We start from the raw sequence: 11,928 nt of genomic DNA on the forward strand, positions 1-11,928 counted from the left end.
GTTTAAAATCTAGATTCTATAAAATGTTTGAATGTTTGGAATCTTAAAGGTAATAATAAAATTTTGTGATAGAATCCTGCTTGGATTTTATATGCAAAATAAAATTACCTAAAATCCACTTAACTAATACAAGGAAATATATGACAAAAGTTCAAGATATAGAAATCACCCAAGAGGCAAAAGATTTATTAGCGGAATTAAAGGCTGAAAATAACGACAGCCTAATACTTTATTTATCAGGCGGATGCTGTGATGGCAGTGCTCTTTTATGTTATGAAAAAAATGATTTTAAGCTAGGAAATAGCGATGTTTTGTTAGGAATTGTCGAAAATGTAGGGATTTACACACATATCAGCCACTTTTCATTCCTTAAAAATAATACTTTTTTGCTTTATGTAGAAAATGGAAATGGTAGTGAATACTCGCTAGAATATGGTAAGAACAAATATTTTGTCCTAAATACTAATATATGTCAAAAAAATTAGATATTTATAGAATCTTTGATATTTTGAAATTCTTTTAAGATTAATAAACATCACAGATACGTTTTTAGGATGGCGAATGAAAAGTCGAATGTTGCAGGCTCAAAAGTTGCGATATTTAGAACTACCTTGATATGCTTTTGTTCAAAAGGACCTGCTGGGCGAAAGGCGATTAGATAGCCTTCACTCAAAGTATTTTCAAGTTTTAGCATAGAATCTAGCTCGTTTTTATCGACCTTTCTAAGCCACAGCGGCTTCCTGCCAAACATACTCACCTGCATAGAATCAGGCAACAACACATCCTCATCATCATTAAAAATCTCTAAGAAAAAATACTCTCTGTTGTGGAAAATGCTGCTATCAAGTGGGTTTAGATAAGTCATTCGCACGGCAATTTTTAGCTTTTCACCCTTATTTTCATTTTGGGCTACATTTTGAGACTTAAAAGTGTCATCACTGCCGCTAAGTAGCACAATTCGCGAGTTTTGGGCTAGTTGCTGTGGTGGGGTTTGCTCATTTGCACTTTTGCTAAAATAGCTAGAGCAAGAGCTAAAAAAAGTTATAAAAAATATAACAAAAATAATAAAAAAGTTAGCCTTTGAGCTTGCAAATTTTGCCATTTTTGCCCTTTAAAAATTTTAGATTCAACACATAAAATCTTAATAATTCTATCAAATTCGATATAATAATAAGCAATTTTTAAGCCAAAATTAAGGCGATTTATAATGTAACTTTTGAAAATTATAGATTCTAAATTATCGATATTTTTAACCTTAAAGTTATAGAATCTGCAATAGGAGAAAATCTATGGTTAGACACTTAATTAGCACAAATGATTTGAGTAATGATGAAATTAAGGATATTTTTCTTCGCACAAGTGAAATTAGTGAGCGTGATAAAACCCTGCAAAATAAGCGTTTTATAACGATTTTTTTTGAAAATTCTACGCGCACTTTGAGTAGTTTTGAGATTGCGATTAAAAATCTTGGCGGCGAGGTCATTCGCCTTGACATCGCAAATAGCTCGACTGCAAAGGGCGAGAGTATCGCTGATACCGCCGCTACGCTAAATGCGATGCAGCCACACGCCATTATCACGCGACACAAAAGTGCGGGTGCGCCGAACTTTCTAGCGCAATTTACATCCTGCCCGATTGTCAATGGTGGCGATGGCGCGCACGCTCATCCTACGCAGGCTTTGCTTGATTTATACACGATGTCTATGCACTTTGGGGAGAAATATTATGAAAATAGTAATATTTTGGATAAAAAGTTAGAGAATTTAGATTCTAAAAACTCGTTAGATTCTATGGAATCTAAGTCGCAAGATTGCAAAAAAGATTCTAAAAACTTGCAAGATTCTAACTTAGATTCTAAAAAAAATACAGAATCTAACTCACAAAATCTAATAGAAAAAAAACAAAAAGCCTGTATTAAAGGGCTAGAGCTAATGCAAAACAAACGCATTGCAATCGTTGGCGATATTAAAAATTCGCGCGTGGCAAATAGCAATATTGAGCTTTTAAGCCGCTTTGGCGTGGATATTACGCTTGTTGGACCACCGCATTTTCTTTACAAAACGCGCCTTAAAACCGCGCACAACCTACAAGAAATCATTGATAATGTGGATATTATAATGGCTCTTCGCACCCAAACAGAGCGGCACAATACACAAATTTATGGCAGTTTGAAAGACTATGCAAATCGCTTTTGTATAACGCGTGAGCTACTAGGAAACCGCGATATTATCGTGCTACACCCAGGTCCTGTGCATCGTAACATCGATATTGACGATGAAATGCTAAGTGACACGCGTAGCAAAGTGCTAAAACAAGTGCAAAATGGCGTAAAAATCCGCATGTCTGTGATGGAATTTTTATGTAAGGATTTCACATTATAATATTTTAAGCAAAATACGATATAATACATCTTTTTCAAAACACAAAGGAAAACTATGAAAAATTCTACACAAGATTCTAAAAAACTTGCAAATAGTAAGTGCAGTGTTACGGGGGGGGGGGGGTGAATGCCTTTCTTATAATATAAAGCATAATGATAATATAGAATCTACTCCTAACAAATCTACAAAAATATTACAAAATATAGAATCTAAATACACTAAAGATTCTAAAAAGTCTAATAAAAATTATAAAAATATAGAATCTAAATGCAAACAAGATTCTAAAATAACATATAAAAACATAGAATCTAAAAAAGATTCTAAAAAGATTTATGAAACAAAAAACATAGATTCTAAACAAAACAAAGATTCTAAACTAAAACTACAAAATATAGAATCTAAAAAAATCTACATAGGAATGTCGGCGGATTTAATCCACCCAGGACACATAAATATCCTAAAAATCGCACATAATCTAGCAAAAGATATTGAGAAAAAAGAAAAAATAAAGTGCGAAGTAATCGTAGGTTTATTGACTGATAAGGCGATTGCAAGTTATAAACGCTTGCCTTATATGAACTATAATCAACGAAAAGAAGTGGTCGAAAATCTAAAATTTGTCGATAAAGTAATCCCACAAGAAGTCCTAAGCTATGAGCCAAATATCCGCAAGATTAAGCCTGATTTTGTCGTGCATGGCGATGATTGGAAGCACGGACGACAAAGCATTACGCGTCAAAATGTGATTGACACGTTAAAAGATTTAGGCAAGGGAGAGCTAATCGAGCCGCACTACACAGAGGGCATAAGCTCCACGCAGCTAAATGAAAATGCGCGTGCCATAGGTATCACCACAAACGCAAGGCTATCATTACTAAGACGTCTAATAAACGCAAAAGCCCCACTTAGAATCCTAGAAACCCACAACGCCCTATCCGCTTTAATCGCACAAAATGCGAGTGTGAATAAAAATGGCGAAAAGATTGAATTTGATGGCTTTTGGAGTAGTTCTTTGACAGATTCTACAAGCCGTGGCAAGCCTGATATTGAGGCAGTCGAGCTTACAAGTCGCCTAAACACGATAAATGAAATCTTTGAGGTGACTACAAAACCGCTAATTTATGACGCTGATACGGGCGGGAAAATCGAGCATTTTGCCTTTAGTGTGCGAAGTCTTGAGCGTGTGGGCATTTCGGCTGTGATAATTGAGGATAAAACGGGGCTAAAGAAAAACTCGCTACTTGGCAATGATGTGGCTCAAGAGCAAGATTGTGTAAAAAGCTTTTGTGATAAAATCCGCGCTGGTAAGCTCGCACAAATCACGACTGATTTTATGATTATCGCGCGAATTGAAAGCTTGATTCTAAATAAAGGGCAAAAAGATGCGCTGCATAGGGCTTTTGCGTATCGTGATAGCGGGGCTGATGGCATTATGATACACTCAAGGCATAAGGATGCTAGTGAGATTTTGGAATTTTTAGATGCGTTTCGCAGGGCAGATTCTAGCACGCCTGTGGTTGTCGTGCCGACAAGTTTTAATGATATTACCGCGTCTAATCTAGCAAATGCTGGGGCAAATATTATAATTTATGCAAATCAAATGTTGCGTTCCGCGTTTGTAGCGATGAGTAGCGTAGCACAAGGCATTTTAGAGCATGATAGGAGCAAGGAGATAGAATCTAAATGTATGAGTATAAAGCAGATTCTATCCTTAATCCCTGGGACTATTTAAAATGTATAATTAAATCAAATATACATCCTTATTTTTTGATGGTAAATAAATTTTTGTTATAATCACTTGTTTAAAAAAAATGACGATATTTGCAATATAGAATCTAACTTCAAAGATTCTAAAAAGGGGAAGTTATGACTAGGTTTTCTTTCAAAAAAGGCGTTATTTTAAGTGTCTTTATAGCAAGTATTTTATATATAAATAGTGCAAATGCTATGGAATTTGGCTCTATGGGCAATGTCTCTGCGTCTATGGGGGGCGCTGGGGTCGCACTTAAAAGTCCTTTTGGGCTTTATTATAACCCTGCATTGATTGCTAGTGAAAGGAAGTTTCGCTTTGCATATAGCCTTAGTGCAGGTATTGACCAAAATAATCTTGATAAGCTATCAAATATCAAATTTGATGAAATGATAAAAACGCTCTCAAGTGTGGGAAGCTCGCTTGGCGGGACATCTCAAGGCGGTGGCAACGCTGGCGGTGGAAACGCAGGTGGCGGTAATGCTGGCGGTGGCAATACCGGAAATGCTAATGTGACAAGCGTAAAAGACGCCCTAACCGAAGCCCTGCAACAAACCGTTACAGGACAGGGGAATAACAACGACTTAGAATCTCTTTGGAAAGCTTATCAGCAGCAGCAAAATGGCAGCACGGATAACTCAAAACTTGCAGAAAATCTACAAACTTCGATTAACAACTCCGGCATGAGCCAAGAGCAAAAAGATATGTTTAATGGCTTGGCAGATTCTATTGACTGGAGCAACTTTGATGTATCAAATGGGCAGATTTCAAGTATGACGATTAAAAAGGGCAATAATGCCGCACTCGATGAAGCGATGGGCAACCTTGATACGCTATTTTTTGTGTTGAAAAATAATAATATGAATGTGCGTTCTCAAAATGGAATCGTCTTTCAAATCCCTAGCGAAGTGATAAATGAAGAGTATGGCGCGCTTGCTATCGGGCTTTTTAATACCACGCAGGCGGGCGTTTCACTCGTTGGCGACCCTAATCGTATGCGGCTAATTTTTGGCAGTGATGGCTCGTATTATGAGCTGCAAGTGGGCGAAAATGGCTACACGATTAAGGCTACTACGCAGGATAATTATGAAAAATACTCGCTTATGGCAAGTATAGAATCTGGTAACGCACACAAGATTACTAGCTCGATTTTTGCGCTTACTGAACTGCCCATTGGCTATGCGTATAATTTAAATTTTGGCGTGTTTAACCTTTCGCTTGGTGCGGCGTTTAAGATTATGAATGGTGCGAGTTTGTTTAATGAGACTTATCTTGGGAAAAATTTGCATTTTGATATGGATTTTAACAATAGCACGCAGTTTAGCACGACTTTTGGTATCGATGTGGGCGCGTATTTTGGCTACAATGTCAATGAGAGCAATCAGCTATCTTTGGGCTTTGTGGCAAAAAATGTCAATTCGCCGACATTTAGATTCAATACTGCGCCTACAATTGTGATTGACCCGCAGTATCGCGTGGGCTTTGCGTATAATGGGAAGTATTTGGCGTTTGCCTTTGATGCGGATATTTTGCCAAATAAGGTGCTAAATTATAGCTATGGGAATAAGCTCTCCCAAATGGTCGGGGGCGGCGTGAAAGTGGATTTTCGCTATATTGATGTAAGGGCTGGTTTGGCGTATGATTTAAAGCAAGATTCTGGCGTGATTTTAACGGCTGGATTTAACTTCTTTGGCTTTATTGACTTAGCTGCTGAAGTGGGGACAAAATGGGTAGATTACTTTGGTCATACCGCACCAAAATATGCGAATGTCCGCCTTGGCGGCTCGTTTAGTTTTTAGGGACTTACATTTTTACACATTAACCCATAAAATCTTAATATTTCACCCAACTTTTCTTATCAAAATTTACAAATTATGATAGAATCTAACTTTTAAAAAGTGTGAAAGGACGAAAAATGATGCAAACTGAGATAAATATCGCTTTGAAACGCGAGATGGAGCAGCATTTAGAGTTTGGTGGGATGACTAGATTCTTGCACTGGGTGCGTGCTTTTATGATTATTTTTTTGATAGCGAGCGGCTTTTACATCGCATATCCGTTTTTGCAGCCGGATGCAAACGCCGAGCCAACCACATTTTTACAGGCGTATTATCGCGCGTTTCACTGCATTGCGGGCTTTGTGCTGATTTGTGCTAGTATTTTCCGCGTGTATCTTTTCTTTTTTGCCAAATCTAGTAGCCCTGAACGTATCTCGATTTATCAGGTTTTTAACCCAGCAATTTGGCTTCGCACAATCGGTGCATATCTTTTTATCGCGCCGCATCCACACATTAATGGTGCGTATAATCCGCTGCAGTTCTGCACATATTTCGCACTTGGAATCTTAACTTTTGTGATTTGTTTGACAGGCGTTTCGCTGTATGCGAATGTGTATCATGAGGGCTTGGGAGCGCTTTGTGGTGCGTTGTTTGGCTGGGTTGAGTATGCTTTTGGCGGCTTGGCTAATGTGCGCGCGATTCATCACATTGTCACTTGGGCGTTTATCATTTTCATTCCTGTGCATATTTACCTTGTGATTTGGAACTCTGTGCGTTATCCAAATGGCGGGGCTGATGCGATGGTAAGCGGCATTCGCTATGTGGAAAACCGCCGAATTTAAAATTTGCAATGTAGATTCTATAAATTTTGTGAGAAATTTGAAATGCAGTATATGGAGACTATTACAATTTGGCTAGATTCCATGAAAATAGCCTTGCTTGAAAAGGATAGTCAAAGGGCGTTTGATTTAACGCAAAATTTGCCTTTTGATAGCATGGAAATTTCGCAAGATTTAAACAATAAAGAGTTGTTAGAGTATCTACAAATGGCTAAAGAGCTTATATCTCAAGCGATAGAATTGCTACAAGAAAATAAAAAACAATCAAAAGAACAGCTTGATAAAATTTTTAAAGCAAAGAGATTTTTTGAATAAAAAATATATAGATTCTAAAACTTTTTATCTTAAAAACTATAAAATATAGAATCTAGATTCTATAAGCGGAGTTTTGGAATCACTTTTGCTTTTTACCATTTAATTAAAGACAAAAAATGGAGTTTGAAATGGCAGCTAATATCGCAGGTGGCGTTACGCAACGATACATCATAGGACCAAATAACACGCGAAGTCCGCTCCCAGAAACCATCGCGGATAAGGCAAACGCCGATAGCACCGCGACAAACGCAACACAAAGCAGCACAAATGCAACGCAAAACGCCACAAATAACGCCAAAAACACCCAGAATCTAATCAATACAAAGCCACAAAGCACCAAAGATTCACTAAAATTTGCTGGGGTGCAAAAGACTTTTAATATTATGAGTGTCATTCCTAATAGCGATGTGGCGGATGCCGAAATTAGCGCGGATAAGCAAACTAGCGACCTTATAAATCGCCTAAATGCCCTGCAGTTCGCCAAAAAAACGCTTAGCGATGTGCAAAGCATTGTAAAGGATATTAAGAGTAATTATCGCGCTGAGGCGGGCGATAATTTTGCGCCGCTGAATGACAATGCCTTGCGGACGCGATATAACGCCAGTGTGCAGATTCGCGACCTTATTGATGGGGCGATTTACAAGGGTAAAAATGTGTTTTTGCCAGGCTACTTCGGCGATGAAATCACGCTAAATACGGGGCGGCTGAACCTGCGGAATTTGAACCTGCGAGATGAGCTATCAATCAACATTTTTTCGCAAAATGTGGCGACTTTGAGCGATGAAATCGAGACGAATGTCCGCACGCTGCAGGGCAAACTTGACAAAATTATGGAAAACAAGTGGCTAAGCATGGAGCAGCTAAGTGGCGTGCAGCTTGAGCCAAAAAGCGTAAATGAGAGTGCGAAGGCTTTAAGTGCCGTGCCGAGCTTGACTAGCGCGTTGCAGGCGGCTTCTGCTTCGGGGGCTTCGGCGTCTCCTACTCCTGCGGATTCTACGGCTATGGCTAGTGAATCTAATGTAGCAGATTCTAATGTGGCTTCGAGCGATACTTCAGCTTCGTCGGATACTTCGGCTCCGGCTTCTGCGGATACTTCGGCAAATAATGCAGAATCTAATTCGCAAGATTCTAACACTTCGCAAGACTCTAATACAGAATCTAATGGCACGCAAAATATTAACTCAAACACCCAGCCGCAAGTAGCAACCGCAGGCGATGGTGGCACTACATCGCAAACTACGGAATCTAGCACAACCCAAGATTCTAACACAGCGACAAACACAGCCCAAACCACTACAAACGCGACTAATACCGCCCAAACCACAGAATCTAACACAGCCCAAGATTCTACAAACGTGGCTAATGCAAACAACGCCACAACGCAAACCACAGATTCTACAAATAATGTAGTCGGCGTAGTTAGCGGACCTGAAAACGACAGAGTGGTAGATTTATACACAAATTCGTAAAAATTTATTAAGTTTTGAGTGTATTTATAGAATCTATTTAATAAAAATTATCCATAATAATAAATTATTAAAAAAAGTTTGATAAAATTTTGTATTCGTGATTTTTAAAATTGTGTTTTTGTGATAAAGATTCTATAATAAATTGTAGCAAAAAGTTATAAAAACAATAACTTTAAATCTTGCGATGTATTTCAAATTTTAGGAGAAAAATATGTTAGTTACAAGAAAGGCGCCTGATTTTACTGCTCCGGCGGTGTTGGCAAATAATCAAATCGTGGATAATTTTGAGTTAAGCAAGAATTTGGGCAAAAATGGTGCGATTTTGTTCTTTTGGCCAAAAGACTTCACTTTTGTGTGTCCTAGCGAGATTTTGGCGATGGACCACCGCGTGAAAGCCTTTGCTGAAAAGGGTTTTAATGTTATCGGTGTTTCAATAGATTCTGATGTCGTGCATTTTGCGTGGAAAAATACGCCTGTGGATCAAGGCGGTATCGGCAATGTGCAGTTTCCGCTTGTGAGCGATATTACTAAGCAGATTTCGCGTGATTATGAGGTGCTGTTTAATGGTGCGATTGCGTTGCGCGGGACATTTTTGATTGATAGAAATCAAATCGTGCGACAGGCGACAATCAATGATTTGCCACTTGGTAGGAATATGGATGAGTTTTTGCGTTTGGCTGATGCACTGCTTTTCGTTGAAGAGCACGGCGAGGTCTGCCCTGCTGGCTGGCATAAAGGTCAAAAGGGTATGAAACCAACTGCTGATGGCGTAAAAGAATACTTGAAAGAAAATGCTTCTAAGCTTTAGAATATAGGTTTTAATTAGTTATTGCAAGTGTAAAATGTAAAATACAAACTATGCAATGATATAAAAATCCACATTCTATTAAAACTACATTTAAAATTGCCTTGATATTTCAGCATTATTAAGGTGATTGACAATCAATATATTATTTTGCTAAATTATTGCCCTTGATTATTTTGCTCTTGTGCTGGTTGCGTGTTATTTGTTTCACTAGCTGGGGCTGCGTTGTTAGAATCTGTGTTAGTTTGATTGTTAGAATCTCGTGGTTCTTTTTGCGGATTATTTTGCCCATTTTGAGCGGGGGGCAGATTCCATAAACGCAGTCGCAAATTCGCACTATTAAACACATTCTGCACCCTGCCCTCCGCATAGTAGCGAATATTGAAACCCGCTTTCACATTTGCAATGCCGTTTTTATCAGGCTTTATCGCGAGTGCCCCACTTGGCGGGATAGGCATCGCATTGACATTTGTGATACTTGTGCTAGGTGGGATTGTGAGCGGATTTTGATTACTCGCCACAAGCATTCCATTGATAAATAAATCGGTCGAAATGATTTGCAGTGGGTAGTTTGTAAGGTTTCGCACATTGAAAATCACGCCGCTATTACTCACCTTAAACGCACTCGCACTCACCGCCAAATTCAAATCTTCGATAATTAGCGGCGGCACCGCGATTTCCGCGACTAGAATTTGTGCTGGACTAATGCCATACATATTTGGCTCATTTACATCAGCTCCGGCGTTAATTAGCACATTTTTGGAGATATTATCACCGCTGGCTGCGGCATAGTGCAGCGGAGTGTTGCCATAAGTATCATCTTTGGCTTTAGCGTCAGCCCCAGCGGCAATTAGGAGCTGCACCATTTGTGGATTGCCATTTTGCGCGGCTTTGTGGAGAGCGGTCTCTCCGTTATTTTTGGCATTTACATCGGCGCGATTCATTATCAAAATGTAGGCGATTTCAAGGCGATTGTTTTTCACGGCTTCAAAAAGCGGCGTGATATTATGCAGACGCGAATTGACATCAGCCTGCAGGTTTATGCCGCTCTCCACATCGCTTAAGACATAGCTATACAGCAGATAATCGTATTGATTCGCCCTTGCAATCCCTGTAATTAAGCTAAAAATCATCGCAAATAATGCTAAGGTTTTCACACATTCTCCTTATTTTTTGTGACTTTAGAATCTAGATTAAAAATGCTAATTTTATCAAAACTTTAATGATTTTTGCTAGAATTACGCACATGAAAACTTATCAAAATAATTTACATTCCTTTAATTCTTTGGTTTTGGCGTTGGAAAAGCTGCCTACAATCGGCAAAAAGTCGGCTAAAAAAATGGCTTACACTTTGGCTGTGGAAAATGCGCCGCTGGGACTGCAAATCGCACAGGCAATTCATGACTGCATACTAGAAATCCGCAAATGCGAGGTGTGCGGAGGTTTGAGTAATGCCGAGATTTGCGATATTTGCCTTGATAGTGAGCGGCGAAATGGGACACTTTGTATCGTATCGCACCCGCGTGATATTTTTTTGATTGAGGATATAGGCGAGTTTAGCGGCGTGTATTGCGTGATGCAGGACTATAAGGAGTTTGATTTTAGCACTTTAGTTAGCCGCATTAAAAATGAGGGCATTGAGGAGGTGATTTTCGCCTTTGCGCCGAGTTTAGAGAGTGATATGCTAATAATGTTTATACAAGAAAAGTTAGAAAATTTAGAACTTAGATTCAGTAAAATCGCACAAGGCGTCCCACAAAATATTAGCCTTGATAATGTGGATAACTTTTCACTTGCCAGGGCTTTCACCTCAAGGGTTAATGCGTAGTGTTAATTAATACATATTAATTATTTTGTATTTTAAAGGTTAAATTTATGGGCTTTAAAAATGTGTATTCTCCATGGCGTAGTGAATATTTAAATGATGAAGATTCTATAGAATATAATTCCAGAAATGCTAATTTAGAATCTAAAGAAATTACAAAATCTAAAAGAAAAAATAATAAAAAAGTAGAAAATATAGAATCTAATTTGTCAAAAGATTCTAAAGATTCTAAAAAAAATCCAAAAGAAGATTCTATAAAAAACAAGAAAGAATCTTGCATATTTTGCAACATTTCTAATAATATAGAATCTAAATTTATGGAATCTAAAAACAAAGATTCTATCAAAAATCTCACGCAGAAAATCAATGAAATAAAAAACAAAGACTATGTATTTTACGCAGATTCTATATGTTTTGCGGTGATGAATCTTTATCCTTATACGCCCGGGCATTTTATGATTATCCCGCACAGGCACATTGATTCACCAACTCTCCTAAGCCAAGATGAGTGGCTACACATTAGCGCGTTGAGCCAAAAAGCGATAAAATTGCTGGAGATGTATGGCGCACAAGGTGTAAATATGGGTATAAATATCCGCGAAGTCGCTGGAGCTGGGATTCCACAGCACTTGCATTTGCATTTTGTCCCGCGATTTAAAAGTGATACAAATTTCATCACCGCTATCGCTCACACGCGCATTTTTGGCTTTGATTTTGATAAGATTTATGAGAAAATTGCAAATCTTGCAAAGGAAATTTTTTAGAC

The 11,928-nt window shown here is 38.4% G+C and carries 12 protein-coding genes; 10 read left to right on the forward strand and 2 right to left on the reverse strand.

Going from position 1 to position 11,928, the window contains the following annotated elements; translation table 11 throughout:
* Window positions 1–140: 140 nt before the first annotated feature.
* A complete protein-coding gene (locus tag LS64_RS08630; RefSeq protein WP_034573955.1) occupies window positions 141–485 on the forward strand; it encodes a DUF779 domain-containing protein in 345 nt (114 codons plus the stop codon).
* A 50-nt stretch (window positions 486–535) separates the two neighbouring features.
* Here LS64_RS08630 and LS64_RS08635 read toward each other — a convergent pair whose 3' ends face one another.
* Window positions 536–1,102 carry a hypothetical protein gene (locus tag LS64_RS08635; RefSeq protein ID WP_202391495.1) on the reverse strand — a complete coding sequence of 189 codons (567 nt, stop codon included), beginning with the start codon at window positions 1,100–1,102 and terminating at the stop codon, window positions 536–538.
* Between the two features lie 187 nt (window positions 1,103–1,289).
* Between LS64_RS08635 and LS64_RS13335 the strand changes: the two genes are divergently transcribed.
* From LS64_RS13335 to LS64_RS08670, 7 genes are all read left to right on the forward strand, one after another.
* A complete protein-coding gene (locus LS64_RS13335; RefSeq protein WP_034573958.1) occupies window positions 1,290–2,381 on the forward strand; it encodes an aspartate carbamoyltransferase catalytic subunit in 1,092 nt (363 codons plus the stop codon).
* 418 nt (window positions 2,382–2,799) lie between these two features.
* Window positions 2,800–4,113 carry a phosphoenolpyruvate mutase gene (gene aepX, locus LS64_RS08645; RefSeq protein ID WP_034574589.1) on the forward strand — a complete coding sequence of 438 codons (1,314 nt, stop codon included), beginning with the start codon at window positions 2,800–2,802 and terminating at the stop codon, window positions 4,111–4,113.
* A gap of 134 nt (window positions 4,114–4,247) precedes the next feature.
* Window positions 4,248–5,930 (forward strand): conjugal transfer protein TraF, encoded by a 1,683-nt coding sequence (gene traF, locus LS64_RS08650; protein WP_034572483.1) that lies wholly within the window; start codon window positions 4,248–4,250, stop codon window positions 5,928–5,930.
* A 116-nt stretch (window positions 5,931–6,046) separates the two neighbouring features.
* Entirely contained in the window at window positions 6,047–6,751 is a 705-nt protein-coding gene (gene cybH / locus LS64_RS08655; RefSeq protein WP_034572480.1) for a Ni/Fe-hydrogenase, b-type cytochrome subunit, read from the forward strand.
* A gap of 42 nt (window positions 6,752–6,793) precedes the next feature.
* The gene (locus LS64_RS08660) at window positions 6,794–7,063 is read left to right on the forward strand and encodes a hypothetical protein (RefSeq protein ID WP_034572477.1); all 270 of its coding nucleotides are present in this window, start codon (window positions 6,794–6,796) and stop codon (window positions 7,061–7,063) included.
* A 116-nt stretch (window positions 7,064–7,179) separates the two neighbouring features.
* Entirely contained in the window at window positions 7,180–8,532 is a 1,353-nt protein-coding gene (locus LS64_RS08665) for a hypothetical protein (protein ID WP_034572475.1), read from the forward strand.
* A gap of 211 nt (window positions 8,533–8,743) precedes the next feature.
* Window positions 8,744–9,340 carry a peroxiredoxin gene (locus tag LS64_RS08670; protein ID WP_034572472.1) on the forward strand — a complete coding sequence of 199 codons (597 nt, stop codon included), beginning with the start codon at window positions 8,744–8,746 and terminating at the stop codon, window positions 9,338–9,340.
* A gap of 155 nt (window positions 9,341–9,495) precedes the next feature.
* Here the strand turns inward: LS64_RS08670 and LS64_RS08675 are convergent, their stop codons facing one another.
* Window positions 9,496–10,494 carry an ankyrin repeat domain-containing protein gene (locus tag LS64_RS08675; RefSeq protein WP_064773723.1) on the reverse strand — a complete coding sequence of 333 codons (999 nt, stop codon included), beginning with the start codon at window positions 10,492–10,494 and terminating at the stop codon, window positions 9,496–9,498.
* Window positions 10,495–10,583: 89 nt separating this feature from the next.
* On the opposite strand from LS64_RS08675, the gene recR reads away from it, so the two are divergent.
* Both recR and LS64_RS13825 read left to right on the forward strand, forming a co-directional pair.
* A complete protein-coding gene (gene recR / locus LS64_RS08680) occupies window positions 10,584–11,165 on the forward strand; it encodes a recombination mediator RecR (RefSeq protein ID WP_034572469.1) in 582 nt (193 codons plus the stop codon).
* 47 nt (window positions 11,166–11,212) lie between these two features.
* Window positions 11,213–11,926 carry an HIT family protein gene (locus LS64_RS13825; protein ID WP_337190605.1) on the forward strand — a complete coding sequence of 238 codons (714 nt, stop codon included), beginning with the start codon at window positions 11,213–11,215 and terminating at the stop codon, window positions 11,924–11,926.
* Window positions 11,927–11,928: the final 2 nt, after the last annotated feature.

It is taken from the genome of Helicobacter saguini (assembly GCF_000762875.2).
GTDB lineage: Bacteria > Campylobacterota > Campylobacteria > Campylobacterales > Helicobacteraceae > Helicobacter_A > Helicobacter_A saguini.

What these genes read in the sequence shown, in the direction of transcription:
- traF (WP_034572483.1), top strand. Translation starts at nt 4,248, where the DNA reads ATGACTAGGTTTTCTTTCAAAAAAGGCGTTATTTTAAGTGTCTTTATA.
- LS64_RS08670 (WP_034572472.1), top strand. Translation starts at nt 8,744, where the DNA reads ATGTTAGTTACAAGAAAGGCGCCTGATTTTACTGCTCCGGCGGTGTTG.
- LS64_RS13825 (WP_337190605.1), top strand. Translation starts at nt 11,213, where the DNA reads ATGGGCTTTAAAAATGTGTATTCTCCATGGCGTAGTGAATATTTAAAT.
- LS64_RS08630 (WP_034573955.1), top strand. Translation starts at nt 141, where the DNA reads ATGACAAAAGTTCAAGATATAGAAATCACCCAAGAGGCAAAAGATTTA.
- LS64_RS08665 (WP_034572475.1), top strand. Translation starts at nt 7,180, where the DNA reads ATGGAGTTTGAAATGGCAGCTAATATCGCAGGTGGCGTTACGCAACGA.
- LS64_RS08660 (WP_034572477.1), top strand. Translation starts at nt 6,794, where the DNA reads ATGCAGTATATGGAGACTATTACAATTTGGCTAGATTCCATGAAAATA.
- LS64_RS13335 (WP_034573958.1), top strand. Translation starts at nt 1,290, where the DNA reads ATGGTTAGACACTTAATTAGCACAAATGATTTGAGTAATGATGAAATT.
- cybH (WP_034572480.1), top strand. Translation starts at nt 6,047, where the DNA reads ATGATGCAAACTGAGATAAATATCGCTTTGAAACGCGAGATGGAGCAG.
- recR (WP_034572469.1), top strand. Translation starts at nt 10,584, where the DNA reads ATGAAAACTTATCAAAATAATTTACATTCCTTTAATTCTTTGGTTTTG.
- aepX (WP_034574589.1), top strand. Translation starts at nt 2,800, where the DNA reads ATGTCGGCGGATTTAATCCACCCAGGACACATAAATATCCTAAAAATC.
- LS64_RS08635 (WP_202391495.1), bottom strand. Translation starts at nt 1,102, where the DNA reads ATGGCAAAATTTGCAAGCTCAAAGGCTAACTTTTTTATTATTTTTGTT.